Origin of the sequence: Amycolatopsis sp. (assembly GCF_035276945.1) — a bacterium.
In the GTDB taxonomy this organism is placed as follows: Bacteria; Actinomycetota; Actinomycetes; order Mycobacteriales; family Pseudonocardiaceae; genus Amycolatopsis_E.
The window spans coordinates 18563-45528 of the sequence record NZ_DATELF010000011.1; the positions used below are offsets into that span (position 1 = coordinate 18563).

General features: G+C 70.0%; 23 protein-coding genes, 1 other RNA gene and 1 pseudogene. 5 read left to right on the top strand and 20 right to left on the bottom strand.

What is annotated here, in order from left to right; genetic code table 11:
- The first annotated feature begins 5 nt into the window (after positions 1–5).
- The 3 genes and pseudogenes from VJT49_RS01330 to VJT49_RS01340 form a co-directional block, all read left to right on the top strand.
- Positions 6–1448, top strand: a complete 1443-nt coding sequence (locus VJT49_RS01330; RefSeq protein WP_324162270.1) for a HAMP domain-containing sensor histidine kinase — start codon at positions 6–8, stop codon at positions 1446–1448.
- Positions 1449–1471: 23 nt separating this feature from the next.
- Positions 1472–2137 (top strand): response regulator transcription factor, encoded by a 666-nt coding sequence (locus VJT49_RS01335; protein WP_324162272.1) that lies wholly within the window; start codon positions 1472–1474, stop codon positions 2135–2137.
- A gap of 99 nt (positions 2138–2236) precedes the next feature.
- A pseudogene (locus VJT49_RS01340) lies at positions 2237–2668 on the top strand (DNA-binding response regulator); the annotation flags it as partial.
- A gap of 56 nt (positions 2669–2724) precedes the next feature.
- Here VJT49_RS01340 and lysX read toward each other — a convergent pair.
- A complete protein-coding gene (gene lysX, locus VJT49_RS01345; protein WP_324162274.1) occupies positions 2725–6018 on the bottom strand; it encodes a bifunctional lysylphosphatidylglycerol synthetase/lysine--tRNA ligase LysX in 3294 nt (1097 codons plus the stop codon).
- Positions 6019–6203: 185 nt separating this feature from the next.
- On the opposite strand from lysX, the gene panB reads away from it, so the two are divergent.
- Positions 6204–7052 (top strand): 3-methyl-2-oxobutanoate hydroxymethyltransferase, encoded by an 849-nt coding sequence (gene panB, locus VJT49_RS01350; RefSeq protein ID WP_324162276.1) that lies wholly within the window; start codon positions 6204–6206, stop codon positions 7050–7052.
- A gap of 73 nt (positions 7053–7125) precedes the next feature.
- On the opposite strand, the gene VJT49_RS01355 is transcribed toward panB, so the two are convergent.
- The 19 genes from VJT49_RS01355 to VJT49_RS01445 all read right to left on the bottom strand — a co-directional run bounded on the left by VJT49_RS01355 (position 7126) and on the right by VJT49_RS01445 (position 25909).
- Complete coding sequence (locus tag VJT49_RS01355; RefSeq protein WP_414635774.1) at positions 7126–8028, bottom strand: cytochrome c oxidase assembly protein; 903 nt, start codon at positions 8026–8028, stop codon at positions 7126–7128.
- Complete coding sequence (locus VJT49_RS01360; protein ID WP_324162280.1) at positions 8025–8972, bottom strand: undecaprenyl-diphosphate phosphatase; 948 nt, start codon at positions 8970–8972, stop codon at positions 8025–8027. The genes VJT49_RS01355 and VJT49_RS01360 overlap by 4 nt, the downstream gene beginning before the upstream one ends.
- A 59-nt stretch (positions 8973–9031) precedes the next feature.
- Positions 9032–9811 carry a helical backbone metal receptor gene (locus VJT49_RS01365; RefSeq protein WP_324162282.1) on the bottom strand — a complete coding sequence of 260 codons (780 nt, stop codon included), beginning with the start codon at positions 9809–9811 and terminating at the stop codon, positions 9032–9034.
- The gene (locus tag VJT49_RS01370; protein WP_324162283.1) at positions 9808–10194 is read right to left on the bottom strand and encodes a DUF4326 domain-containing protein; all 387 of its coding nucleotides are present in this window, start codon (positions 10192–10194) and stop codon (positions 9808–9810) included. Before VJT49_RS01370 ends, VJT49_RS01365 begins: the two co-directional genes overlap by 4 nt.
- Positions 10195–10207: 13 nt before the next feature.
- Positions 10208–11623, bottom strand: a complete 1416-nt coding sequence (locus VJT49_RS01375; protein WP_324162285.1) for an RNB domain-containing ribonuclease — start codon at positions 11621–11623, stop codon at positions 10208–10210.
- A gap of 279 nt (positions 11624–11902) precedes the next feature.
- Positions 11903–12112, bottom strand: a complete 210-nt coding sequence (locus VJT49_RS01380; RefSeq protein ID WP_324162286.1) for a hypothetical protein — start codon at positions 12110–12112, stop codon at positions 11903–11905.
- A 55-nt stretch (positions 12113–12167) separates the two neighbouring features.
- On the bottom strand, positions 12168–13235 hold the full coding sequence (locus VJT49_RS01385; protein ID WP_324162288.1) for a hypothetical protein: 1068 nt from the start codon (positions 13233–13235) through the stop codon (positions 12168–12170).
- A 30-nt stretch (positions 13236–13265) separates the two neighbouring features.
- Complete coding sequence (locus VJT49_RS01390; RefSeq protein WP_324162290.1) at positions 13266–14264, bottom strand: C40 family peptidase; 999 nt, start codon at positions 14262–14264, stop codon at positions 13266–13268.
- Between the two features lie 156 nt (positions 14265–14420).
- Positions 14421–15023, bottom strand: coding sequence for a hypothetical protein (locus VJT49_RS01395; protein WP_324162292.1), 603 nt, complete (start codon positions 15021–15023; stop codon positions 14421–14423).
- Positions 15024–15028: 5 nt separating this feature from the next.
- Positions 15029–17074: a magnesium transporter gene (locus tag VJT49_RS01400; RefSeq protein WP_324162293.1), complete on the bottom strand. Its 2046-nt coding sequence runs from the start codon at positions 17072–17074 to the stop codon at positions 15029–15031.
- A gap of 79 nt (positions 17075–17153) precedes the next feature.
- Positions 17154–19997 carry an ATP-binding protein gene (locus VJT49_RS01405; protein ID WP_324162295.1) on the bottom strand — a complete coding sequence of 948 codons (2844 nt, stop codon included), beginning with the start codon at positions 19995–19997 and terminating at the stop codon, positions 17154–17156.
- A gap of 3 nt (positions 19998–20000) precedes the next feature.
- Positions 20001–20474 carry a hypothetical protein gene (locus VJT49_RS01410; protein WP_324162296.1) on the bottom strand — a complete coding sequence of 158 codons (474 nt, stop codon included), beginning with the start codon at positions 20472–20474 and terminating at the stop codon, positions 20001–20003.
- A gap of 14 nt (positions 20475–20488) precedes the next feature.
- A complete protein-coding gene (locus VJT49_RS01415) occupies positions 20489–20752 on the bottom strand; it encodes a hypothetical protein (protein ID WP_324162298.1) in 264 nt (87 codons plus the stop codon).
- 473 nt (positions 20753–21225) lie between these two features.
- Complete coding sequence (locus VJT49_RS01420) at positions 21226–22101, bottom strand: SCO6745 family protein (protein ID WP_324162300.1); 876 nt, start codon at positions 22099–22101, stop codon at positions 21226–21228.
- 66 nt (positions 22102–22167) lie between these two features.
- Positions 22168–22558, bottom strand: an RNA gene (gene rnpB, locus VJT49_RS01425) — RNase P RNA component class A.
- Positions 22559–22869: 311 nt separating this feature from the next.
- Positions 22870–23976: a bifunctional RNase H/acid phosphatase gene (locus VJT49_RS01430; RefSeq protein ID WP_324162302.1), complete on the bottom strand. Its 1107-nt coding sequence runs from the start codon at positions 23974–23976 to the stop codon at positions 22870–22872.
- Positions 23973–24710, bottom strand: a complete 738-nt coding sequence (locus VJT49_RS01435) for a zinc ribbon domain-containing protein (protein ID WP_324162304.1) — start codon at positions 24708–24710, stop codon at positions 23973–23975. The genes VJT49_RS01430 and VJT49_RS01435 overlap by 4 nt, the downstream gene beginning before the upstream one ends.
- Complete coding sequence (locus VJT49_RS01440) at positions 24707–25528, bottom strand: Nif3-like dinuclear metal center hexameric protein (protein ID WP_324162306.1); 822 nt, start codon at positions 25526–25528, stop codon at positions 24707–24709. The genes VJT49_RS01435 and VJT49_RS01440 overlap by 4 nt, the downstream gene beginning before the upstream one ends.
- 171 nt (positions 25529–25699) lie before the next feature.
- Positions 25700–25909, bottom strand: a complete 210-nt coding sequence (locus tag VJT49_RS01445; protein ID WP_324162308.1) for a hypothetical protein — start codon at positions 25907–25909, stop codon at positions 25700–25702.
- 472 nt (positions 25910–26381) lie between these two features.
- Here VJT49_RS01445 and VJT49_RS01450 point away from each other — a divergent pair, with 472 nt between their 5' ends.
- Positions 26382–26939, top strand: a complete 558-nt coding sequence (locus VJT49_RS01450) for a chorismate mutase (RefSeq protein ID WP_324162309.1) — start codon at positions 26382–26384, stop codon at positions 26937–26939.
- The last annotated feature ends 27 nt before the right edge of the window (positions 26940–26966 follow it).

Consider the following 26966-nt stretch of genomic DNA (forward strand, 5'->3'; position numbering starts at 1 on the left):
CGAGTGTGAACGAGCGGCCGAAGACCGCGCCGTACCTGGTGCGGATACGCCCCCGCCTGGTCGGGCAGCTGACGTCGCCCCGGGCGGGCATCCGGATGCGGACCACGGCCGTCGCGGTGGTGGTGCTGGCGCTGGCGCTGGCGGTCTCGGAGATCGGCGTGGTCCTGCTGCTGAGCTGGTCGCTGGACCGGGCAACGACGGACAGCGCGCGCAGTTCCGCCCGGCAGATCGCCAACCAGCTCGCGCGGGAGGGCAGCCGGGAGCTCACCGACAACGACGTGGCCAGTACCGGGGACACCGCGGCGGTCATCCAGGTGCTGGACTCGCACGGCAGGCCGATCGCGAGCGACCCGGTGATCGCCGGCCGCGCCGCGATCACCACGGCACGGCCTTCGCCCGGCACGGAGGCCGTGGAGACGACCGGGCTCACGGTCAGCGGAACCGAGGAGACCTTCCGGCTGGTGTCGATCGGTGTCGGCGGTCCCGGGGGTCCGTACAGCGTGGTCTCCGCGCGTTCCCTCAGCTCGGTGGACGCCGCGTCGATCAGGCTCACCCTGCTGCTCGCGCTCGCCTCCCTGCCCCTGCTGGTGATAGCGGCGCTCGCCGTGCATCGCGCCGTCGGTTCGGCGTTGCGCCCGGTGGAGCGGATGCGGCGGACCGTGGCCGAGATCCCCGCCCGCGACGTGACGTTGCGGGTGCCGTTGCCGTCCGCGAAGGACGAGGTGTACCGGCTCGCCACGACGCTCAACCGGATGCTGGACCGGCTCGCGTCGGCGCAGGAGGCGCAACGGCGGTTCGTCTCGGACGCCAGCCACGAGTTGCGTTCGCCGCTGTCCACCATCACCACGGCGCTGGAGGTTTCGGCACACCATCCGGAGACGATGAGCCGCGACGAGCTGGTGGACATCGTCTCGCAGGAGGTCGCCCGGCTGCGGGAGCTGGTCGACGACCTGCTGGTGCTGGCGCGCACCGACGACACCACGGACACGCCCGCATGGAAGGAGGTCGACCTCGACGACCTGGCGCGGGCCGAGGGTGGACGGATCCGCTCGGCGGACCTCGAGGTGGAGATCCGCGCGCTGCCCGCGAAGGTGCGGGGCAATCCCGAGCAGTTGCGGCGGGCGATCCGGAACCTGGTGGACAACGCCGGCGACTACGCGCGGCACCGGGTCAGGGTGACGACCCGGACGGTCGGCTCCACGGCCGTGCTGGAGGTCGGCGACGACGGGCCGGGCGTGCCGTTGGCCGACCGGGCGCGGATCTTCGAACGTTTCGTCCGGCTCGACGACGCACGCACACGGCGCGTCGGGGGCGCGGTCGGCCTCGGCCTGGCGATCGTCGCGGGGATCGCGCTGCGGCACGGGGGCCGGGCCAGTTGCGTCGAACTCTCCGACGCCCGTTTCCCGGGCGCGCATTTCCGGCTCGAGCTGCCCATCGACGAGGCGTAACGCGAGCTTGGGATCCTAGGCGTATGCGTGTGCTCGTGGTCGAAGACGAACGGCCGTTCGCGGAGACCCTGCGGCGAGGCCTGATCGCCGAGGGGTTCAGCGTCGACGTCGCGCATACCGGCCCGGAGGGGCTGTGGGCGGCGACCGAGGGGTCCTACGACGTGATCGTGCTCGACATCATGCTGCCCGAGATGTCCGGCTACGAGGTGTTGAAACGGCTGCGCGCGACCGAACGGTGGACGCCGGTGCTCATGCTGACCGCGAAGGACGGCGAGTACGACGAGGCGGACGCGTTCGACCTCGGTGCCGACGACTACCTCACCAAGCCGTTCTCGTACGTGGTCCTGCTCGCCCGGCTGCGGGCCCTGCTGCGCCGTGGCGCCCCCGCCCGGCCCGCCGTGCTGACCGCCGGCGACCTCCGGCTCGACCCCGCCGCCCGGACAGTCCACAGAAGACAAACCGGGATCGACTTGACGGCCAGGGAGTTCGGCTTGCTGGAGTTCCTGCTGCGGCGCCGTGGCGAGGCCCTCACCAAGAACGAGATCCTGACCCACGTATGGGACGCGCACTACGAAGGCGACGAGAACGTCGTCGAGGTCTACATCGGTTACCTGCGAAGGAAAATCGACGCCCCCTTCGGCACGCACACGATCGAGACGTTGCGAGGCGTCGGCTACCGGCTCTCGTGACGTGATGGCGTGCACCAAGGGGTCTGGGGGTTGCGCACCCAGAAGACCCAGGTGCACGCCATCACGAAAGGTCTGTCAGGACCTGGCCGGGGTCTCCCGATCCTGACCACGTTCGACGCCGACTACGTGTACCAGGCGCTTCAGGCCGGAGCGAGCGGATTCCTGGTCAAGGACACCGAACCGGCCGAACGCGTGCAGGCGGTCCGCATCGTCGCCCGCGGCGACGCGCTGCTCTCATCGAGCGCCGCGCGGCGGCTGATCGCGGACATCGCGGGCCGACCGCGACAGGGCGCGGCCCGGCCGGATCTGCTGACCCGGCTCATTGAGCGGGAGCGGGAGGTGCTGACGCCGGCCGGCACCGGTCTGTCGAACGACGAGATCGCCGGGCGGCTCTTCCTCCAGCCCGTTGACCGTGAAGACCCACATCAGCCGGACGATGACCAAAGTGGACGCTCCGACCGCGCGCAACTCGTCGTGCTCGCCTACGAGTCCGGCCTCCCTGCGAGGCCACACCGGAACGTAGGACAGTGAGGATAGGACAGTGAGGATAGGACAGTGAGGATAGGAACGGGGAACACGCGCCGCGGTCAGGGGCGGGGTTTGGCGAAGGGGAAGAGGACGGTCTGCCGGATGGACGCGCCGGTGAGCATCATCAGCAGCCGGTCGATGCCGAGGCCGAGGCCACCGGTCGGGGGCATGCCGTGCTCCAGGGCGAGCAGGAAGTCCTCGTCCAGTTCCATCGCCTCGACGTCGCCGCTCGCCGCCCGGAGCGACTGCGCCTCCAGCCGCCGCCGCTGCTCCAGCGGGTCGGTCAGTTCGGTGTAGGCGGTGCCTATCTCCGCGCCGAACGCGATCAGGTCCCAGCGTTCCGCCAGCCGCGGATCGCGCCGGTGCTGGCGGGTCAGCGGGGAGACGTCGCTCGGGTAGTCGGTGTAGAACGTGGGGCGCACGGTCGCCGGTTCGACGAGGTGCTCGAACGCCTTGAGCACCAGGTCGCCGCGGCCGGCGTCGTCGTCGGCCTGGATGCCGGCCGCCCGGCACAGCTCCCGCAGGCGGCAAAGCGAGCTGCCCGGTTCGACGCGTTCCCCGAGCGCTTCCGACACCGCGTCGTGCACGGTGACCACGGGCCACTCGCCGGAAATGTCGTGTTCCTCGCCACCCCGCCGAACCACTTGCGCGCCGTAGACCGCTTCGGCCGCATATTGCACCAGTTCGCGAGCGAGAATCCGCATCGAGTCGTAATCCGCGTACGCCTGGTATGCCTCGAGCATCGTGAACTCGGGGTTGTGGGTGGCGTCGACGCCTTCATTGCGGAAGTTGCGATTCAGCTCGAAGACCCGCTCGACCCCCGCCACGCACAGCCGTTTCAGGTACAGCTCGGGCGCGATCCGCAGGTACATGCGCATGTCGTAGGCATTGATGTGGGTGACGAACGGGCGCGCGTTCGCGCCGCCGTGCACCGCCTGCAGCATCGGCGTTTCGACCTCGAGGAACTCTTGTGCGTGCAGGCGCTCCCGCACCGCCCGGACCACCTTGCTGCGCAGCCGCAGCATGTTCGCCGAGTCCGGGTGCACGATCAGGTCCAGGTACCGCTGACGCACCCGGGCCTCCGGGTCGGTCAGCCCCTTCCGCTTGTCGGGCAACGGATGCAGGCACTTCGCGGTGACCGTCCACTCGTCGACGAGCACGGACAGCTCCCCGCTTTTCGAGGTGATCACCTGGCCCCGCACGCCGACGTGGTCGCCGAGATCCACACCGCTGCGCCAGGCACCGAGCCGGTCGCGGTGCAGCATCAGTTGCAGCTCACCGGTGAAGTCACGCAGCCGCGCGAAACACAGCCCACCGAAATCGCGGATCGCGATCACGCGCCCGCTCACGCGTACCTCGTGCCCGGTGTGCGTGTCGGGCGTAAGCCCACCGAACTTTCGCACCACGTCGGCGAGGACGGTGTCCCGCCCGAAACCGGCCGGGTACGGGTCCATGCCGGCGTTCCGCAACCGGTCGAGCTTCGCGATCCGGACGCGGACCTGCTCGGGGCGCCGCACCGGTTTCGGCTCAACCCCCTTCGCCCGCTCGTCGATCTCGTTGACCCTGGCCAGAAACCCCTCGCTGACCGTGTCCGTGGAGATCGCCCGCCGCGTGAACCGCCAGCCGCTCGGCAGGAATCCTTCGAGCGCGCCCGCGGTCAGCCCGATACGGGGCAGCATTCGCGCCGAGGTGTAGCACAGGAACCGCGGCTCCCATTCCGGCCCGTATTTCGCGTTCGACCGGTACAGCGATTCCAGTTGGAAGAACCGGGAGAACAGGGCGAGCACGGTCCGCCACGCGCGCAGCACGGGACCGGCGCCGATCCGCTCCCCGGCCGCGAACACCGCGCGGAACATCGCGAAGTTGAGCGAGATCCGCTGCGCGCCGAACCGGCCCGCGTGCTCGACCAGTTGGGCGATCATGTACTCGTTGAGGCCGTTCTCGGCGTCACGGTCACGGCGCATCAGATCCAGCGACAGTCCTCGCCGGCCCCAAGGCACGAACGACAGCAACCCGCGCAGCATGCCCTTCGCGTCGTACGCTTCGACCACTACGCACCGGCCGTCGCTCGGGTCGCCGAGCCTCGACAGGGCCATCGAAAACCCGCGTTCGGCCTCCGCGCCGCGCCAGTGCTGCGCCATGCCGAGCAGCTCGCCCATCTCCTCCGGTGAGATCTCCGCGTGCCGCCGGACCCGGGCGGTGTACCCGGCTCGCTCGATCCGGCTCACCGCCTGCCGCACCGACCGCCGCTCCGGTCCCGCGAGCGTGAAGTCCCGGACATCGAGGATGGCCTCGTCACCGAGTTCCAACACCTTCAGCCCGGCCCGCGCGTAGGCCCTGGCGCCACGCTCGCTCGCCCCGAGCACGCCCGGCGTCCAGCCGTAGGTGTGCGCCTCGGCGAGCCACGCGGACACGGCCTGCGGCCAGAATTCCGGGTCGCCGATCGGGTCCGCGCTGGCGATGCTGGTGCCGCCCAGCACCCGGTAGGTCACCGCGGCCCGGCCGGACGGTGCGAACACCACGCTCTTGTCCCGCCGTGTCGCGAAATAGCCGAGAGAGTCGTCCTCGCCGAACTTGGCCAGCAACGACCGCAGCCGCAACTCCTCCTCGTCGCTGCGGTGACGGCGGCTCCGCACACCCCGGAAGAACACGTACAGGGTCCCGACGGCCGCCAGCAGGGCGGCGAGGTCGATCGTCAGGTCGACCCAGGGCGGGCCCTCGCCGTGCACCCCGACGCGGCGCAGTTGCAGTAGCTCACCGGTCGCGTGGTTGGCCGCCCACAGGAACCGGTCGGCGGTGGCCCGCAGCGAGCCGGGAAACATCTCGGTCAGCAGCCAGCCACCGACGATCGCCACCGAGATCCCGGTGGCACCGACCATCAGCGCGCGCCACCAGGCACCCGGCGCGAGCCGCGCGGGGAAGGCGGGCCGGAGGATCACCAGGAAGACGATCAACCCGATCGTGGTCAGCTCGATACCGGTGATCACGCCGAGCAGCGGCGGCACATGCCGGACCTCGGGCTTCGGGAGCCGGTGCGGCGCCCAGATCAGCGTCACCTCGTACGCCACGGTGGTCAGCAGGCCGCCGGCCTGGAACAGGATCAGCGTGTCCAGCGCGGCCCGCTTGCGGCGGCGCAGCGCGGCGCCGAGCACGCCCAGCACCAGCGCCACCAGCAGGTTCGCGTCGGCGGGCACGTTCACCAGGCTGAACAGCCAGGTGGTCGCCGAGTAGAACCGGGTGTGCGGGTCGTCCCAGATGAGCAGGACCACCGACATCAGCGCACCGAGCTGCACCACCGTGGCCACCAGCCCGCCGGCCTTGCGCCGCCAGGCCGGGACGGCCTTCTCACTCATCTTCACCACCCCGCGCCTTCCGGGGGAGCAACTCCCGAACCCCGCAAGAGGGCAAGCACCCAAGCCTGGCATGTGAAGCTCATCGCACCGGCTTGGGACCGTCCCGACGATGGTGTCACGCTGGTTTCTCCAGATCCACGACCCGGGGACCCTTTCGGGCCTCGAGGGAAGGACGGTTGACAGCGATGTCGAACCACTCCGAGCCGGCTCCGTACGGAACCGGCGCCGGCGCGCCGGTCAAGAAGGTGCGCGTCCATCACCTTCGCGAACTCAAGGAACGCGGCGAGCCCTGGCCCATGCTCACCGCCTACGACATGTACACCGCCCAGCTCTTCGACGAGGCGGGCATTCCGGTGCTGCTGGTCGGCGATTCCGCCGCGAACAACGTATTCGGCTACGACACGTCGTTGCCGGTGACCGTGGACGAGCTCCTGCCGCTCGTGCGCGCGGTGACTCGCGCGGCGAAGCGGGCGCTGATCGTCGCGGACCTGCCGTTCGGCTCGTACCAGCTGTCGCCCGAGCAGGCCCTGACCACCTCGGTACGGTTCATGAAGGAGGGCCGCGCGCACGCCGTGAAACTCGAGGGCGGGCGCCGGTTCGCCCCGCATGTCGAGGCGCTCACCTCGGCCGGGATCCCGGTGATGGGGCACATCGGGTTCACCCCCCAGAGCGAGCACAACCTGGGCGGCTACCGGGTCCAAGGCCGGGGCAAGGCTGGTGACGAACTGCTCGCCGACGCGCTCGCGCTGCAGGATGCCGGGGCGTTCGCGGTGGTGATGGAGATGGTTCCGGCCGAGGTGGCGAAGCGGATCACGCACGAGCTGAAGATCCCCACGGTCGGCATCGGCGCGGGCCCGGACTGCGATGCCCAGGTTCTGGTCTGGCAGGACATGGCCGGGCTGCGCCGGGGCAAGGCGCCACGCTTCGTCAAGCGGTACGCCGATGTCGCCGGGGTGCTCTCCGGTGCCGCCACGGCGTTCGCCGACGAGGTCCGCCGCGGCGAATTTCCCGCCCCGGAGCACGCCTTCCACTGACCCGTCTCCCGCCACCCTCGACGGAGAAGCAGAGCGCCGCGGTGCCCTGTCGCTACGCGCCACGGCCGGGTACTCAGGCGTCTCGTTCACGCTTGAACCGTTCGGCGAGAACCGGGTCGTTTTCCCACCACAGCCCTGAAGGCGCGGCGGATTGCTCCCGGTTGTCCAGTTCCGTGTCGATTCGCTTGGCCTGCCGTTCGTCATCGCGCAACCAGCGCCGCAGCAGCGCCCCGACGAACGGCAGGCCGGCCAGATCGCCGCCGATCCAGAGGACGCCGGCGCCGATGATCTGGTCGGTCCGCGGATCGGGACCCCAGGTGCGGGCCAGCGCGTGGTAGAAGCCGGGCGCGCGCAGCGGGCCGAGCCACAGCACAAGTCCGAGCGCCGCGTCCGCGACCACCTCGGCGAAGCTGATGCTGAACGAGACGAGGTGATGATCTCCGCGCGGAGTAGGGTCGACCCGCAGCCGGGTCCAGAAGTAGACGAACCCGCACAGGATCAGGCCGAGACGGACGAGTGCGTCCACCGCGGAATTCCGCAGGCACAACTGGTAGAGCGGGGTCAGGTAGAGCAGCAGAGGCGGCGCGATCAGCAGCACGGTGACCACGAGTGGGAAGGTCAGCGCCCGGGCCAGACGGTTACGCCCGATTTCCCGTAGCCGCCGGGCGGGACAGATCGCCAGCACCAGGGTGAGCGGGGCACCGAGCGCCAGCAGCAGCGGCGTGATCATCAGCAGCGTCACGGTCTGCACCGCGCGCGGCCAGAAAAGTGTGGTGTCGTAGACACCCAGGAACGAGCACGTGACCAGTGGAATCGTGGCCAGCCCCGCCAGGAACGCGGCGGTCCGCTGCCGCGACCAGCCCGGAACACGGCGAGCACAAACAAGATAACCAAGGCCTGACAGCAGCACGAAAAACAGCGTGGGGAAATCGGGCGCCCAGGCTGTGAACACCCTTTCCCAGGAAAGTGGACTCATGCGACGAAATAGACCAGGCTCGCCGCGCCGGCGACCCCGCAGTAAATCGCGAACGGGGTAAGGGTGCGTGTCTCGAAATACGAGACCAGGAAACGCACCGACAGGTAGGCCGCGACAAAGGCGACCAGGCTCCCGACCACCGCCGGACCGAGTGAAGCGTGCGCCTCGGGTTTGAGCAGCGACGGCATCTTGAACACACCCGCGGCCAGGATCACCGGGGTGGCGAGAAGGAACGCGAAGCGCGCGGCGTCCTCGTGGGACAGGCCACGGCGCAACCCGGTAACGATCGTGCTGCCGGACCGGCTGATCCCGGGCAGCAGCGCGAAGATCTGGGCCGCCCCGATCAACACCGCGTCCTTGACCTTCAGCCGGGAAAGCCTCAGGTCGGAGGACTCTTCGAGGCGGACCGGGCGCATCGGCATGGTGGGCTGGGCAGAGAAGTCGATCGTGGTCTCGGATGGCGTCGGCCGTCTTCCGGCGACCGGCTTCGCGACGCGGCCGAAGCGTTCCACGGCGAACAGCACCGCACCGTTGAGCATCAGGAAGATCGCCGCGGGCACCGGCTTGCCCAAATGGTTCTGCACCACCTTGTCCAGCAGCACCCCGGCGATGCCGACCGGGATCGTGGCCAGCACCAGCAGCCAGGCCAGACGCTGGTCGGGGTCGACCACCTCGCGGTCACGGATGGAGGTGAGCAGGCCACGCACGATCCGCACCCAGTCGCGCCAGAAGAACAGGACGAGCGCGAGCGCGGTGGCCACGTGCATCGCCACCAGCACCGCCAGATACGGGGACCCTTCGCCCATGCTCAGGTCGGCGGCCCAGGAACCGCCGATCCACGCCGGCAGCAGAATGCTGTGCCCCAGGCTGGACACCGGGAACAATTCCGACACACCTTGCAAGGCGCCGACGACAATTGCCTCGAAATAGGTCACAGCGGACATCGAGGACCTTCCTGGAAGCAGGCGGACAGCATTCCGGCACGACGCTACCCGACCGGAATTCAGCGCTCACCGGCCCCCAACGCGGTGGACAGTTCGCGGTGCGCCGCCAACAGGGAGGGGCCGTACCAGGTCAGGTAACGACCGGAAACGAGCACATAACGGACACCGGGAAAGGACTCCGGCCCGTCACCGGCGGTGAACTCGTACGGTTCGTCGGGCAGCACCAGCAGGTCCGCCAGACCTTCGGCGAACCACGACCGGAGTTCGTCGAGTTTCGGTCGCGGATACCGGTCCGGATGCTCCCCGTACACGACCTGAACACCCAGCCTGCGGAGCACGTCTCCGCCGAACGTGTCCCGGCCGAGGATCACCCACGGCTTGCGCCAGACCGGCACCACGGCCCGGCTGTGCACCGCGGGCACCTCCCGCCACCTCTCCTCGGCCGCGACGAGCCAGTCCGGCTCGTATGCCCCGAAAGCCTGCGTCAGCAACCGGCGGAGCGAGGCCAGCGCGTGGGGCACGGTGTCCGGCGCGCGCATCACCCACACCGGAATCCCGTTGGCCCGCAACCGTTCCACGTCCTCCGGGCGGTTCTCCTCGGAATTGGCCAGCACGAGGTCCGGGCGCAGGTCGAGGATCCGGTCCACCTTCGGGTACTTCGACCCACCCACCCGCGTGACGTCCAAGGTGGACGGATGAGCGCAGTAGTCCGTCGCCCCCGCCAGCCTGCCGGGCGTGGTGGTCTCGACAGTCTCGGTCAGCGCCGGCACCAACGACACCACCCGGCCCGGAAGACCGCGGATCGGGACATCCGCCCCGAGATCGTCGAACAGAGTCATCGCTCACCCTCGAGGTACTCGCGCAGGACGTCGGCGTGGCAAGGCCGTGGCGCGCACCAGCAGCCGAGCGCGCGGCCACTCAACTCGCCGCCGCGCAGCCTGGCGACCAGGTCGGGTCGCCCTTCCAGGTATTCACGATAGTGCCGCACCATCGCCTCCCGGTCCTGCTTCGCCTCCTTCACATAGGGGTTGGCGAAGTCGGATTCCGGCCAGGAATGGCGGGTGCCCGCGTGGCCCACGTAGGTGATGAGGTCGCGTTCGACCAGCCAGGGCACCAGATTCCTGTGCGGTCCGGACTTGCGGACGTTGACCACGACCGGGTGCCCGTCGAGCACCCGCTTCGCCAGCTCACGTTCCTGGCCGGTCCAGCCTTCGGTCTCCACTTTGTCCCGTCTGTCAGGCTCGCTCGAAGGAAACCTTCCGCCGGTGCACGTCGACCGCGGTCAGCCGGACGGTGATCCGCTCCCCCTCCGGCAGATTCGCTCCGGTGCACTTACCCATCACAGGCGGATTCTCTACCAGAATCTCCGCCCGCGCCTCCTCAGCGCGCAGCACCACCGCCTCGAACGTGCCGCCGATCAGCCCGGCCAGCATCCAGGCCTCGACCTGATCGATGCAGGCCCGGTCGACCCGGGCGGCCAGCGTGTCCGACGTGTTCATCAGCACGGGCAGTTCGGGCAGGGCGGCGCGAACCCAGTCCGGGACCGGGGCCGACGCGCTCACCGCGAGGCAGACTTCGGCGGCGAAGCGGTCCACCAGCCGGCGAATCGGCGCGGTGACGTGCGCGTAGGGTGCCCCGATTCCGGCATGTGTGATCGACGCGGGCAACTCCCCGTCGAAGGCGGTGTAACCCGCGCCGCGCAACAGCCGCGTGGTGCACGCGTACAGCGCCATCGACTCCGGTAGCCGCGGGTTCAGCCCAGCGAGCAGTTCGGACACGCTCGCGTCGGCGGGCCACACGATGCCCAACGCGTCCGCCGAGCGACGCAGCCAGTTCAGGGACTCCTCGTCGGCATGGGGCAGGGTCCGGAGCACACCGATCCCGGCTTCGATCATGATCGAAGCGGCGGCCATGCCGGTGAGCAGGGAGATCTCCGCGTTCCACGCTTCGACGTCGTTCCGTGGCCGCATGCCCAGCTGCCAGCCGTTCCCCGTGTCGCCCGCGATCACCTGCTCGGGCAACTGAAGCTCGACCGCGCCGCGGGACACCGCCAACTCCCGGCGCAGGGCACCCAGTTCCGGCAGCCCGGCGAACGACGGATGCGGCGTGCCCGCCCTGAGCGCGGCCCGCACCGTTTCGTAGTCGAACTGGTCGGTCGAACGGACCCAGGCCCGGCAAACCCGCGTCGCGGTCGGCTCACCACCCGGGTCGAGGTCGATCGTCCACAGCACCGCCGGGCGGACCTCGCCGGGGAGCAGGCTGACCGCGTCCTCGGACAACACCGGGGGATGCAGCGGCACGTTACCGTCGGGCAGGTAGAGGGTCTGGCCGCGCCGCCTCGCCTCGCGGTCGACCGGGCCACCCGGCCGGACGAACTGGGCGACGTCCGCGATCGCGTAGTGCACGCGGAAACCCGCCCGCCTGCGCTGGATCACCATCGCCTGGTCGAGATCCTTCGCGCCCGGCGGATCGATGGTGACGAACGGCAACTCGGTGGCGTCCTCACGGCCACCGGTGAGTTCCGGTGGGTCCATCACCGCGGACTCGGCCTCGGCCAGCACGTCGGTCCGGAAGGACTCCGGCAGCTCGAACTCGGCGCGAAGGCGAGAGAAGTCACCATCCGCCGAGTGAGTGCGGACAACGAGAGCCACCTATGCACCCTAACTCCCCGGAGGAGAATTGATCCCCCGTTCGAGGCTGGGCCACTCGGGTGTATCTCGCCGCAGCTCGCGACCGGGCGCGGCGCGAGCGAGGAAGAGGCCGCGAAGGCTCGGCGACCACTCGACGTTGATCAAAGACTACCTGCGCGGCGACGGCCCGCGGATCGCCGGCGCCGGCGGGACCGGACAGCCTCGCCGCACTCGCCACCATTTTTGTCCACTATTTGTCCACTATGGACTCGACGCCGCGAGGTCCCACCGCCTGGCGGGTCAGTCGTCGCCTCTCCACTTGGCGTCCTCGGCATCGGCCTGCTTGGTCCGTTCACGCGCGATCTCCAGTGCACGCCGGGCGGTCGCCTCGTCCGGGTACGGACCGAGCAGGTCGATCGAGCGGGACCGCTCACGATGTTCGACCTGGTGGGTCCGCGTGTTGTAGTACCAGCCCTGGTCCGGATTCGGGTCCTTGCTCTTCGCGGCCATACTCCGAGCTTCGCACTCGTGCCGCGTCTTTGTCATCTCACGCGACGAAACAGCGTCACGACGAGCGGTAACGGTAGGGAATTTCCGTGGGTTCCCCGGTAGGGCCGAACTCGGCAGGCTTGTCGGCGGACGCCTCGGCCGGGAGTTCGTCGAACCAGCCGCGTTCGCTCAGCGGAATGCCGCGAGGGGGTGTGTCGGCATCAGAGCCGGGCGAGGGCACCGCGGGGGCGGGCCGGCCGGAGGCCATGGGCTGCTGGTCGGCGGGTCCGGCCGACTGGCCGGCAGCCGGGGGCATGCCGGTGGGTGCTGGGGCCGGGGCGGCGGGCTGGGCTCGGCCGGCGGGTTCCGCGGCCGTCTGACCCGGCTCGGCCGTAGCAACCGGCTCGGCCTGGGCGACCGGCTCGGCCTGGGCGACCGGCTCGGAATTCGCCGAAATCGGGTCGGCCGGAGGAGCCGGCTCGGGCCTCGGGGCCGGCTCCGCCCGCGGAAGCGGATCGGCCGCGACCGGCTCTCGCCGGGGCTTGAGCTTCCGCGGCGGCTCGGGCAGGGGCGGGACGGACGGCGAGGGCGTGGTCGGCGTCGATCGCCAGACCGGGGCAGGGGGAAGCTTCACCGGCACGGCACGTGGCCGCTCGGGCAGGCCCTGGGAAGGTGGCGTCCCCCCGGCCGCGCCGCGCGGTGGGATCGGGTCGAGGCAGGAGACGAGCACCGTCGTGTGCTGCGGGTCCTCGACCTTGCGGCCGCCGCGTTCCCGGTAGACCATGTCGCCGTCCGCGTCGATCTCCACCAGGTAGCCGGCCTCGGCGAGCTGGTCCTCATCCAGGTCGACGAGCTTCTCGAAGCGCGAGGGCACGACCCGGTACACCGGCCACGACAATCCGCGGTGTACTTGGTGGAACTGGGAAAGCAGGTAGAGGAACTGCTGCTGCCATGGAAGCGGCATCGCTTCGGCAAGCGACCGGGGAAGCACGACGTAACCCTCGTCGACGCCGGGCCAGCCGTGCGCGAGATAGTCGGCCAGCGGGGTGCTCGACGCCGGCGGGCCGGACGGCCGGGGTGGTGGCGGCGCCCCGAACAGATCCCTCGGTTCGGACTTGCGGCGCTTGCCGAATTTCTTGGCCACTGACAATCAGCCCCTAGGTCGGTTCAGCTTTCAGACACCTGGACGCACGGCCTGCGGCACGAGTTCCCGTTCGGTGAAGGAGACGGCACGCACGTGGACCGGCACCCCCGTCTGTTGGGCCTCCACGATTTTCCCGTCACCAAGGTACATCGCCACGTGGTGGACGGTGGCCGGGTTGGCCGGATCATTGGCCCAGAACAACAGGTCACCCGCGTGCGCGTCGCGGACCGGGAGCATCGCGCCGTCCTTGTACTGGTCCGCCGCCACCCGGTCGAGGATGATGCCCGCGGCCTTGTAGGAGGTCTGCATCAGGCCGGAACAGTCGTAGGAGTCCGGTCCTTCCGCACCCCACACGTACGGTTTTCCAAGCTGCGACAAGGCGAACTGGATCGCCGCGGCCGCGGCCTGGTTCGGCGGCAGCATGAGACCGGCGCCCTGGCCGCAGCCGGTCACGTCGCTCACCTGGCCCAGGTTCTCCACCAGGTAGGCGCCCATCGGCTCCCACTTGTGGTACCGGTCGGGGAACGCGGAACGTTCGACCGCCTGCGCGGAGGTCCCCGGCCGCATCTGGTCCCAGCCGGGCACGGTGAGCAGGACGTCGTAGAACTTGTTGATTTCGTAGACCGGGTCCTGAAGCTGGGCCTCGCTGCCCCAGTTCATGGACGGCCGCATCTGGAAGATGCCCAGCGAATCCCGGTCGCCGTAGTTCAGGTTCCGCAGGCCGGACTCGGTCATCCCCGCCTGGATCGCGATCTGCCACGCGCGCGGGGAAAGGTTGCGCTGCTTGCCGATCGAGATGATCAGCGACACGAGCTGCTTCTGCTCGGCACGCAGGTTGCCGGCCTGTACCGATGCCATGTCCAGCTGCCCCGGCTGACTCGGCCCGATCGCCGCGTCACAGCCGAGATTCGTCACGCCCAGCGCCTGCGCCTCCTGCTGGTCGGTCACCACCTTGACCACCATGCTGGCGGTCACCACGGTGGCGGTCAGCGCCGCGACCACCACGCCGAGAAGCAGCCCGATTCTCATAGCAGAAGCTCCCGCCGGTTTTGCGCGTGACCGGGATCGTGTCGACAGGGCGCGGCCCACGAGCGCGAGCCACGTCGCCGACAAGGGCGTCCTGACGGCCGAGGCGCGCTCTGTGGCCGGTCTGAGAGACGCGAGTTCCTGGAGCTCCGCTTCATATCAGTTCGCCTGGTCGTATTCGGACACTCGCCAGCCGGCGTCGGTCCTGGACACGGTGACGGCCAGCTTCGGGCCGTCGGTGGGAATCACCACCTGGAGGGAGCTGGTGTACGAAATGGACACGACCGGGTCACCGGTCACCTTCCTGGCGGGGATGTTGGCCGGGTCCACAGTGGACATGGTCGCCGCGAGGTACTCCTCGGTGGTGTACGGGCGGAGCCCGTCGAGCCACTGGGCGTTGGTGATCCCAGCCGGGTGGTTCACCCACGCCTGCGCCCACAGTTTCGCCACGTTCAGCGCTTCCGCGCTCGGCGCGGCCGAGGTCGGCTGCGCCAGCGGCGCGGTGAGCCGGGTCGGCAACGATGTGGTGGCCGAGCCGATGGTGGTGGGCTGGGTCGAGGATTCCGGGTTACCGGCCCCGGCCGGGACGGGCCCGCTGCCACCCCCGCGGTGACCGAGCAACTGCGGCACCGCGACGCCGATCCCGATCACCAGCACCACGACCGCGACAACCGTGGCGACCAGATGCCGGGGCGAGCGCAGCGGGAATCCCCAGAGTCTGCGGTAAACCGCGGCCCTGCCGCGATTCGTTCGGATAGGCATTCAGCTCACCTCACGACATCGTCCGTGTCGCGCATTTCGATTCCCCGCGACGGCCGGTACAGCACGAAAACCGGTTTCCCGCCGACGACTTCCTGCTCGACCCGCCGCGGCTGGGCGGCCGCGGGAACCCGGGCCGCGGACGTGGAGACCCGTGAGGGCACCACGACCGGATCCGGCTCGTCCCAACCCCGGTCGAACACCGGCGAGGTGTCCACCCGGCGGCTCTGGGGCTGCGGTGGGACCCAGCCGGCGTCCGCCGCCCTGGTCGTGCCTGCCGGGGACGAGTACACATAGGCGTTCGGATCGCCGCTCGCGGGCGAATAGCCGCTCAGCGCAGGTGCCCCGGCTCCACCGGGGGGCAACGCACGCCGGCCCGTGCCCGGCAAAGCAGGCCCCCCACCCGGCCACGGCGCGCCCGACCACGCCGCCGCGGGGCGCGCGGCCATGGAACCGGCACCGTCGAGCCGCTGAGCGCTGGCGAAGATGGTCGCCTCCGGCCGGAACCGCCCGCCGCCCGTGGTCGCGCCGATCGGGCCGCGGGTCTCGAGATCGCTGTCGTCGGAATCGCGCACGTTCTGCCAGAACTCGTCCTGCGGCGTCGGCTCACGCTTCCGGCGGAAGCGCGAGAACAGGCCGCCGCTGGGCGGGGGAATCGACGCGCCGACCATGCCCACGGACATCTCCACCATCTGCCACAGCCGCCGCACCGGCCGCCCCACCAGGAACAGCAGCACGGTGACCAGTCCAGCCAGCACCATCTGGGTAAGCATCGTCAGTGAACTGCCCGCGCCGAAGATCGCCTGCAACAGGAGTGCATGGATGCCGGCCAGTACGGACAACACCAGCAGGTTGAACCCGACCGCACCGAGCACCTTCGCCACCCGGCGCAGGATGTCGTTGTGCACCAGCGCGACCAGCCCGATCAGCGGCGCGGTCAGCGCGAACAGCCGGATCAGCACCTGCGCCAGCAGCACCGAGGCCTTGGCCAGCAACTGGAACAGCGCGTACACCAGGCTCTGCAGCAACGCCAGGAACCCGGCGCCGGTCCGGCTGCCGTCCTCCCCGGTGAAGTATCCGGTGACCGGCCCCAACTGGGTGGCGATGTTCTTGTACGCGGTCTTCTTCGCGTCCACAACGGACTGGTTCGCGTCGTCGCCGTTGCGCAACTGGCTCCAGGTGAACGCCTGCGCGTCCAGCAGCGGGCGCCCGAACTGCTGCGCCTGCGTGGCGTCGGGTGAGCCGAACTCGCCCCGCAGCCAGTTGTCGTAGACCACATGGGTATGGAGGTCGGTGGGGAGCACGTGCCGGACCACACGATCGGTGGAGTCGACGAACCCGGCCTGAATGTTCGTCGTGGTCTGGACAATTGCGTTGTCGATCGGATCGAAGTAACGCAACATCGCCAGCGACGACGCCGCAAGCCACATCCCCGCGAGCGCGTACAGGCCGCGTTTGCTGACCGCGGACAAGTCGCCGCGCCAGATGTTGCGGAACATCATGATCGCCAGGATCAACGCGGCGAGGCCGAACAGCTGGGCGTAGATGGTGTTGTAGACCTTTTCCGCGCCCGACTTCACCGCGTTGTAGATCGGGGTGAGCAGCCCACCCTGCATCACCGTGTAGTGCAGCGAGTTCGTCGCGCCCACCACGTTCTTGGCGATGTCGAACAGCTCGTTGCCCGCCCAGGTGTCGATGGTCGAGTTCGGACTGGTGATCCCGGCCAACGGACCGCAGTTGGTCTGGTAGGTGTCCCAGACCATGCCCGCGTACCCGTAGTCGATGTAGGCGCTGCCCGCCTCGCCCTGGCCCTGCGCGGGGTCGAGCGCGCCGACCATGCCCGCGCCGGGCCGTTCCGGGTTCGGCGCCTCACCACAGGCGGCGGCGGACGCGGGCGGCGCCACGGCCACCGCCTGCAGCCCGAACAACAGCGCCGCCGCTACGAGCGCCGAAAAGCGACCGGGTCTTTTACGGCCGCTCTTGAGGGATTTCTTGAGCGCATGCCACCCCCAACCCAGGGCAAGCACGGTCAGCAGGGTAATCGCAGTATTCATGCGGTCTTCTCCGCGACCTTGCGCGTGACCGCGATCGCGTCGTGGCCGCCGCGGCTGCCGCGGCTTGAAGCAGAGTTACTCATGCCGCATCACGGCCGCCACCGCGCTTACCCGCCGCGGCATTCTCCTGTTCGGCGAGAATCTGTTCCTCGGTGAGGCCGACCTCCCGCTCGGCCGCCAGTTCGAGGTCCGGCTCCGGGTCGTCCTCCGGAGGCGCGGGTACCGGGACCGACACGTCGGGCTCGGGTTCCGCCTGGCGCGCCCGCGAGTCGGCGGGCAGCGCGTCCTTGGAACCCGGTGTGGTGTCCAGCACGCGCCGCAGATGGTCCAGGTGCGGGCCGGAGAAGTCGACGCGAATCCGCTCCACGCCCCCGGCGCCGTCGCCGAAGATGAACTGGCGGGGCTCCCGATCCCGCTCGACGTCGCGGTGCGCGCCCGGCCGGCGGCCCAGCGCCGCCACGACCTGCTCGTACCCGACGCCGACCGGCACCTTCAACAACCGCAGCGCGTCGGCCTGGGCCCCGTCGTCGTCCAGCCGCCCGACGAACACCGAGTCCAGCAGCGCCACGAACCCCTGGATCTTGAGGAAGTCCGCGGGTATCTGCGAGGACAGCAGCACCCGGACGTTCCACTTCCGCGAGTCACGGGCGAACCGGTTCATCAGCACCCGCCCGGTCGGCACCTCGGACAGGAAGAACGCCTCGTCGATCCACACGCCCTTGCGGTGGTCCTTCGGCTTTTCGTAGACCGATCTCTGGGTGAGCCAGGCGGCCAGGTTGAGCAACTCGACGCCGAGGGCTTCGGCATCGGTCCAGTGCTCGCGGCCGACGCCGTCCTTGGGCAGGGTCAGGCCCGCCATGGTCAGCACGGTCAGCCGGTCGTCCCGGGTCTCCGAATACGGGTCGGCGTCGCTCTCCGGGATGAGCAGGGACATCCGCTCCCGCATCTCGTCGAGGAAGTCGGCGACCACGACGGCGTGCTCGTGGTGCTCGCTGGAGTCGCGACGCAACGCGTCGATGACCTGACCGGGGTCGGCGTCGTAGCGGCCGCCGACCGCGCGGACCGCGCGCAGCAGCACGATCCGGCTCTGCGGCATCCGCGCCACCTCGTACGGGAGGACACCGGTGAGCACGTCGAGCACCAGGCGTCGCCGGGTCGCCCCGGCCAGTGCGCGCTCGCGGCGCCACGCGCGTTCCGGATCGTCCTCGTCCATGAAGTGCTCGAGCAGCGGCTCGGCCACCACGCGGTACGGGTTGAGGATCCCGGGCTGGGCGTTGAGCAGGTTGATCGGGCGCGCGTAGGGACGGATCTCCGGCAGGTCGCACAACCGGGACAGCGGGCCGGACGGGTCCAGCAGCGTCCAGTGGGCACCCGCGCGCAACGTCTTGTAGACGATGCCGCCGCCGAGGAACGACTTACCGCCACCGAGTCCGGCGACCATCGCGGTCAGGCCCGAGCCGTCACGGATCTCCTGCGCCATCCACGGGTCCCAGGCGACCGGCCGGCGGGTGGCCGTGCACGTCTCGCCGAGCAGGATGCCGCGCCGGTCGCCGACCTCCGCGGTCGCCGTGGGCACCGCCGCCGCGGCCCAGACCACCGAACCTCGCCGCGTGTACGCCGAGGAGGCCAGCGGCTCGCCGGGGATGAACTCGCGGGCCATCGCGTACTGCGCTTCGGGATGCTCGATGGCGATCTTCGGCTTGTACAGGTCGAGCAACTGCTGGGCCAGGCGCAGCGCCTCACGCTCGGTGACCCCGGAAACCGCGAGGCGCCACCACGACCGCACGCGGGTGGCCAGCGCGGTGAACCCGGAGGTCATCTCGTCGTCGATCTCGAGTACCCGGGACGCCTGCCGGGCCAGCGACTGCGGCGGCTCCAGTTCGTGCTCGTCGGTGTAGTGCTTGACCTGGGAGCGCACCTTGTTCATCTGGCGCGCGAGCTCACCGGCCACTTCCTCGGGGCGGCGCACGTAGATTCGCGCGGACCACTCGACCGGGGCGGGCAACCGGTCGGCGTGCTGCACCCACGGGTCGTCCACCTCGGGGATCTGGAGACCGTGCATCTGCCCGACGGTGAGCACGGCCACATGGCGGGCGACGCCGGCGTTGGACCCGGTGCGGCCGCGGACGGTGAGCGTGGGCGCGTAGGGCTCGGCGTGGAAGTCGGCGGCGTCGGTGAAGCTGGCCAGGTCCTCCGGCTCCCAGGCCGCGCCGGGCACGGCGGGCAGGTTGCGTGGGGCGGGCAGGCCGAGCGAACACGAGCGGTGCATCAGCCAGGACATCTCCTCGGCATGCACCGGGCGGCCCTCCAGGCCGGACGAGCCGATGACCTGGTCCAGGTGCTCCACTTCGGAGTCCAGCGCGGTCAGCTCGGCATCCACGGCCTCGGGCAGGATCCTGCGCAGCAGCGGCGCGGCGCTTTCCACCGCGCGGTCCACCATGCGCCTGGTCTGTACCTGGACGCCGAGGTAGACCTCCTTCTCGGCCATCGAGCGGCCCATCAACTGCTGCTGCTCGCCGATCAGGTAGTCGTCGAACGAGAGCGCGCCCGGCACGTCGTTCGGCCTGCCCACGGCGTTGTGCACGTGCGCCTCGGCCCACATCCGGATCGGGTACGGCCGGGTCGTCACCCGCAGGTGCAGCCACCGGCCCTGCAGCTCCGCGTACTGCCCGGCGATGGCCGCGGTCAGGTCCCGGCGCTGGGAGTCCGAGCGGAACGACCAGCGCTGCGGGGCGAGCCGGTACCAGGCGTAGACCTCGTGACCGGTCCGGACCAGGTGACCGTCGATGCTGCGCAACGCGATCGAGGGAGTGTAGCTCGGGATGGCCTGCTCACCGGGCAGCCGCCGGCCGGCCGGCTTCGGCCTCGCCGGGTGCTTGGCTACGCGTGCGTCGTTCTTCCGGCGTCCGCCACGACCGAACAACGGCTACCTCCTGACCGGCGCCGGAGAACGGCGCTTGCGTTGCGATTTGCGGGGGTGCGGCCCCCACGCCCTGTCCGGGGGCACGCCCCTCGCCTGGTGGCGCTTGTGCCTGGGCAGGGGCCGCCGAGCGTTCACCCGTAGCCTGGTCGCGGTGACCGCGCCGCCTTCGCCGCGGGTGCGCTCCCTCGGCGTGTGCAGTTCCCGCAACCACATGGTGAACACCGAACTCAGCGGGCGCTCATGGCTGATCTTGGCCGTGATCAGCCGGGTGACCACGATCGTGGCGACGAAGGCCCACGCCGTGGAAAAGAATCCGAACCCGACGCCGAGCTGCCGCTCGACGGTGAGTACCACCAGGAAGACGCCGATACCCACACCCCAGGCCACGTATCTGGCCCGCCACGGGAAGGTGGCCTTGGGCGGGCCGAGCCAGACCGCATCGACCCGGTAGACCTCGTCATCGGTTCGAATCCGCACGCGCGCCCCCGCGCTCAGCCGGTGAACAAACCGGCGATCCACTCGCCGACGTTGACACCGAGCCCGCTGACGGCCAAGCCGATGATCGCCAGTGCGATCACCACACCCGCCAGCCGGCGCATCACCCCGGCGTTGTCGCCCTTGCCGCCGCCGAGCCAGAGCAGCAGCAGCGCGACGGCCAGCAGTACCAGCGGGATGATGTTGTCGAGCATCCACTGCTGGACGCCTCTGGTCTTGATCTCGCCAGCGGCCAGCTGGGCAACGGTCATCATGGTCATCGCGTACTCCCGGGTGCGAGGAGTGGTATGTCGGGTGAGCCGCCAGGCTCACGAGGTCAGAGATTGTCCGGTCTGGTCTAGATCATGGCGTCACGAGCGGTAACGGTTCAACCGCCGTGTGTCGAACCTCTGTCGAAGGCAGTCCATTCACCCCAAGCTCAGTACGGTCGGTCTCACGGAGTTCATCGCCCTCCATCATCGTTGCAACACCGCCCAGGATTAACCCCGACCACCCTTATTTCGTAGTTTGCGACCCAGCTCACCTGCTGGCGAGTGATCTGCTCACTTTGGGTTGGCCATTGTGCCGACTGCCCACGGCCTGAACAGTGTTGCATGACCCGTTCGGCGGCACACGAGATACCCGGGTGTGACCGGCCCGCCCGAGGAGTCGATCATCCCTCCGGCGGCCGTCCCCCAGCACACACGGACCTATCCCTTTTGTTGTCACACTAAGTGATCAGAGCGGCCGTTCGTCACGTATTGGGTGCACCTTTCGCGAACACGTTGGGCGGGAACGCCCCCGCGGCCACCACCGTCCGGCTCAGCGACCGGCCCAGTTCGGCGAGCCTCGCCGCCTTGTCGGCGCCCAGCGCCAGCCAGGGGCCGGTGTCGGCGGCATTGGTCTGCTCCTCGATCCGGCGCCGGAGCCCGGCACCGGCCTCGGTAAGCGTTTCCCGGTCGTCGAGCAGGCCCGCCGCGGTGAGCTCGGCGGTCGCGTCGGCCCACTGCTGGTCGGACCAGCCCCGGCTGGCCTTGGCCATCGCGGGGAGGAAGCCCTTCCCGGTCGCCACGTGGGTGACCAGCGCGGGCAGCCCGCCCAGCCCGTTGGCGGCCAGCACGGCCACATGCCCGTCGCCGCGAAACTCGCGGAGCAGCGTAATCGCGTGCCAGAGCACCAGATGCGGTTCGGACGGCCAGTCGAGCTCGGCATGCCCCGCGTAGAGCGGGCGGCCCTCGATGGTGCAGCCCTCGGTGGCTTCCCTGGCCAACGTGGCCGCTTCGGCCACTTCCGGCGCCGACACGGCGTCCCCGAGCAGGCGGCGCAGCGCCGCGTCCGCCGCGCCGAAACGCGCGGCCACGACCTTCTCGGGACCGGCCAAGGTCCAGGCACGCGGGATGTGCCTGGCGATCAACTCGGGACTGAAGTTGTAGAAGGTGGCCCCGACCACCCCGGGGCCGACCGCACCCATCGGCGCCGATCGGCTGGCGAAATAGCCCATGCGGCCCGGCCGCAACCCGGCCGAGGTGTAGCGCTGCTCGGCCTCCGGCGCGAAATAGATCACGGCGTGCAGCGGCTCGAGCGCGCGATGGCACCGGTGCGCGAGTGCCCCGACTTTCTCGTGATCCACGAGCCAGACGTTAGCCTGCGGCCGAACGACCTCAGTAGGCCCATCCGGACTGAATCGATCATCGGGCGGACGAGTTGGCCTGTAAGCCGGATCCTGTGCCCCCGCGCCTCGCGGCGCCGGGTGGCGGCCATCCATCTAGGCCTGCCGTCGCCGGCAGGCTCGAGCGGCCTACCCGCAGGCATCGGGCGAGCAGCCCTCGAACGCCTGCGCAGACGTCCGGCGAGGACGTCCTCTTGGCCTTGCTCCGGGTGGGGTTTACCGAGCCATCCCGGTCACCCGGGATGCTGGTGGTCTCTTACACCACCGTTTCACCCTTACCCCGGCACCACGGCCGGGGCGGTCTGCTTTCTGTGGCACTTTCCCGCGGGTCGCCCCGGGTTGCGGTTAGCAACCACCCTGCCCTGTGGAGTCCGGACTTTCCTCGAGAGTGACCCCTCGCGGCCGCCCGGCCAACTCGTCCGCACGTTCAGGATAGAACTTCCCGCCGAGCGGCGGGCGTGCCGGGTTCCCATGCTGTGGACGGCGTTGCCCTGCCCGGACTGTGGCATCCCGGCTGCGGACGTACTCACCGGGCCGGGTGAACCATGGCTTGAGCACACCGGGTTCGCCGGCGGCCCGCAGGCTCGCCGGGCGGATGTCCGGCGGGTATGCCTGCAACGGCAAGGACTTCGACGGGACCGGTCAGTCCGCTTCGGAAAGGCGGTCGAGGTCGCCGTCCCCATGAGGTTCACGAACCCGACGACCGGGTGCTTGTCGTGATGGCCCTTCTCAGCCGAGGTGCGAGATGTCGTTGACCAGGCGGACGGAGGCGTTGCCGTCGGGATAGAACTCGACGATCGACAACGACGCCAGGTCGAGGTGCAGGCGGAAGAACAGCGACGCCCCGGCGTCGAGGCCCATCCGCAGCAGCGACTTGATCGGCGTGACATGGCTGACCACGACGATGGTACGGCCGCCGTGGCCCTCGACCAGTTCGTCGCGGACCTTGCCCAACCGCCGGTACACGGAGTCGAAGCTTTCTCCGCCCGGCGGGGGCACCGACGTGTCCCGGAGCCACTCGGCGTGCGGCCCGGGGTCTCGGCGCGCGGCCTCGGCGAAGGTCAGCCCCTCCCACTCACCGAAGTTCGTCTCCAGCAGGCCCTGGTGGGTCTCGACCCGCCCGCCGATCGCGTCCGCGACGGCCTGCGCCGTCTGCCTGGTCCTGGTCAGCGGGGAAGAGATGATCGGCGCGGCCACACCGTCGAGCACCACGCCCGCCAGACCGGCCAGCCGCTTGGCCACCGCCGCGGCCTGCTGGCGGCCGTGCTCGGTCAGCGGCACGTCGCCCCGGCCGGAGTAGCGCCCGTCGACCGACATCTCCGTCTGACCGTGGCGGAGCAGCAACATCCTGGTCGGCGTGCCCTGGGCGCCGCTCCACCGGCTCGGGGCCGCAGCGCTCGTGCGTGCCGGAACCTCAGCTTTCGGGGACTTGCCCGCCTGGGTGTCCATGGCCGCGTTGGCGAGGCGATCGGCGTGCGCGTTCCGGGCACGCGGCACCCATTCGTAGCGGACACGGTCGAAAGAGGACGCCAGCTCGCGCGCCTGCGCCGCCAGCGACTGGAGCGCCGCGTGCTTGATCTTCCACCGGCCGGACATCTGCTCGACGACCAGCTTCGAGTCCATCCGCACGTCCACAGTGGACGCGCCGAGTTCGCCGGCGGCACGCAGCCCGGCGACCAGGCCGGTGTACTCGGCGACGTTGTTGGTGGTGACGCCGAGCCCGCCCTGACGCTCCGCCAGCACCTCGCCGGTCTCGGCGTCCTTCACGACGGCACCGTAACCGGCCGGGCCGGGGTTTCCCCGCGACCCGCCGTCGGCCTCGACGACGACCCTCACAGCCCGGACTCCAGCGTCCGCACCAGGACGGCGCCGCAGTTGTCGCACCGCAAAACCTCGTCCTCCGGCGCCGACTTGATCTCGGCCATCGTGTTGCGGTCGAGTTCCAGCTGACACCCCCCGCAGCGGCGGGACCGCAGCAGGGCGGCGCCGATCCCCTTGTGCGCCCGAACGCGCTCGTACAGCCGCATCAGCTCGTCCGGGAACCTCGGCGCCAGCTTGGCCCGGTCCTCGTCGCGGCGCGCCTGGGTGGTCTCGAGGTCGGCCAGCGCCTCGTCGCGGCGACGCTTCGCGTCGGCCAGCGCCTGCTCGGCCTTGTCCACCTCGGCGCCGGTGCGCTGGGCGTCCATGTCGAGCGCCTCGCGGCGCTCCATGAGCTCGAGTTGGTCGTCCTCCAGCGCGCTCTGCCGCCTGGCCAGGGTGTCCAGCTCGTGCTGGATGTCGGTCATCTGCTTGGCCGAAACCGAGCCGGACTCCATCAGCTTGCGGTCGCGGTCACCGCGGGCGCGGACCGACTCGATCTCCTTCTCCTGCCGGGCGATCTCCCGGTCGAGGTCGGAGACGGCGGTCTGGGTGGAGACGAGCGCGTCGCGCCGCTCCCTCAAGACCTTCTCGGCGTCGGAGATCTCGGCCAGCTCGGGCAGGGTGCGGCGGCGGTGCTCGACGCGGGACAGCTCGGCATCCACCTTCGCGAGGTCGAGCAGCTGACGCTGGACGGCGGGTTCTGCCTTCACCGGTCGTTCTCCCTTGAAGATCGAATCGTCCACGGGTTGGTGGGGAGCGTGGACACGTGAACCTCGACGTTACCCGCAAACGCCGCGCGGAGAACGGCCGAGGCTTGCTCGCACCAAGGCCATTCGCTCGCCCAGTGCGTGACGCCGACGAGCGCGGGCCCGCCCGCCTCGAGATGCTCGAGCGCCGGGTGGTGGCGGAGATCCGCGGTGACATACGCGTCGACCCCGGTTTCCCTGACCGCGGCGAGGTAACCGTCCCCGGCGCCACCGGAGACCGCGACCGTCCGGATCAGACGGTCCGGGTCGCCGGCGCCCAGCACGCCCGGCTCGGTCCTGGGCAGGGCACGGGCCACCCGCTCGACGAAGGCCGAGAACGGTTCGGGCGCGGGCAGCTCGCCGATCCGGCCGATGCCGGTGCCATCGTGCTGCGCTTGCGGATCGAGCGTCCCCCGGACCTGGAGTCCGATGGCTTGGGCGAGGGCGTCCGAAACCCCGGGCGCGGCCGAGTCGGCGTTGGTGTGCGCGCAGTAGAGGGCGATGCCGCCGCGGATGAGGCGGTGCACCAGGCGCCCTTTCGGAGTATCCGCGGCGACGCCGTGCACCCCGCGCAGCAGCAGCGGATGGTGTGCGACGATCAACTGGGCGCCGAACTCGATCGCTTCGTCCACGGTCGCCGTGACCGGGTCGACGCATACGAGCACTTTCTCCACCCCCTCGGCCGGGTCACCGCAAACGAGCCCGACGGCGTCCCAGCTCTCCGCGAGCGCGGGCGGGTAGGCGGTCTCCAGGGCGTTGATCACGTCGGCAAGGGCGGCCATAACGGGATCCTCGCACTGGACCGCCCGACTGGCCCGGCCGTGGTCGGCTCTCCCAGCTACCGATGTCTGCGCCGATCGCGCGAAATCGGCCTCCGGGGTTGCCCGCTTCGCCCGTTTACCCGCAGCTGGCCGGATCGTGGGTGAGGGCCGGATCTCCTTCGAGCACTGAGGTCAGCGAAGCCCCGCCGTCGGAAGGGCGACCCCGTCCACGATTTCGTAGGTCTCCACAGTGCCGGTGCAGGTCCGTGGCTCCGCGGAAAGCTCGTCGACCTCCGTGTCGAACGCGATCAGCGTGCGGAACTCGGTCGGTGTGCACCGGTAGCCGGAGCGTGCCGCCAGGCCGCCGCCCTCCAGTAGCGGCAACGGTCCGCGCGAGGGCAACGATCAGCTCACGGAACTTGGCCCCGTCGTGGTCCCACACCGTCACCCCCGTCGTGTTCGCGCCGACGACCTCGGTGACCGCGACCTCCTTCTTCCCGTCGTTGTTGAGATCGACCATCTGCGGGGCTGAACGCCGGCCCACTCGGCCATCGGGAGCACGGCCCGGATCGAGCATCCGCGAATCCGCGTTTCGAGCACTTGCATGTTGGCGCCGCTTTGAGTGAGTGTCACCGTCTCGATGATCCCGTCCGGGTCGAGGTCCGCCCGCACCGATGCGGACCCTTGGGTCGCCGCGGCCGTGCCCCGCCGACCACGTTGATCATCAACGCGACGACGATGCCGATGACCCATCTTCGTGCCTCCGTGATCGTTCCTCCCTCCGACCGAGTTCTTCGGCCGGGACACAGACGCCGCTTTTCCCAGGGCGGTCGCATGCGTGAAATTCCCACCGACAACCCGGTAGGCTTCCGGCATGCGGGTCCTGATCACGGTTCTGGCGGTCGCCTTCTCCGTCGCGGTCCCCGCCACGGCTTCAGCCGCACCGACACGCTCCCTCCTCCCGCTGATCGAGTCCTCGGCCGACCGGGTTCGGCTCGCGGACCAAGTGGCGGCCGCCAAGTTCGGCACCACTCAGCCGATCGACGATCCGGCGCGGGAACAACAGGTCCTGGACGCGATGGCCGCCAAGGCCCCGTCACTGGGCCTCGACCCCGCCGCGGTCACCACGTTCTTCCGAGACCAGATCGAGGCGAACAAGATCGTGCAGCGCGGCCGGTACGCGTACTGGACGGCGCATCCCGACCGCGCGCCCACCAGCAGACCGGATCTGTCGGCCATCCGCCCGCGGATCGACCAGGTCAACAACACGCTGCTCCAGGAGCTGTCCGACATTGCACCCGCCCGCACCAACGTGTTCTGCGACGCCCGCGTCCTCGCCGGCATCCGGCTGGTCGACGCCGAGCGGCACTTCGGCCCCCTGCACTCCAGCGCGCTCACCCGGAGCCTGCGCTCCACCTGTGCGCCGTCGTAACGCGCTCGCGCACTGTCAGGCAGACTC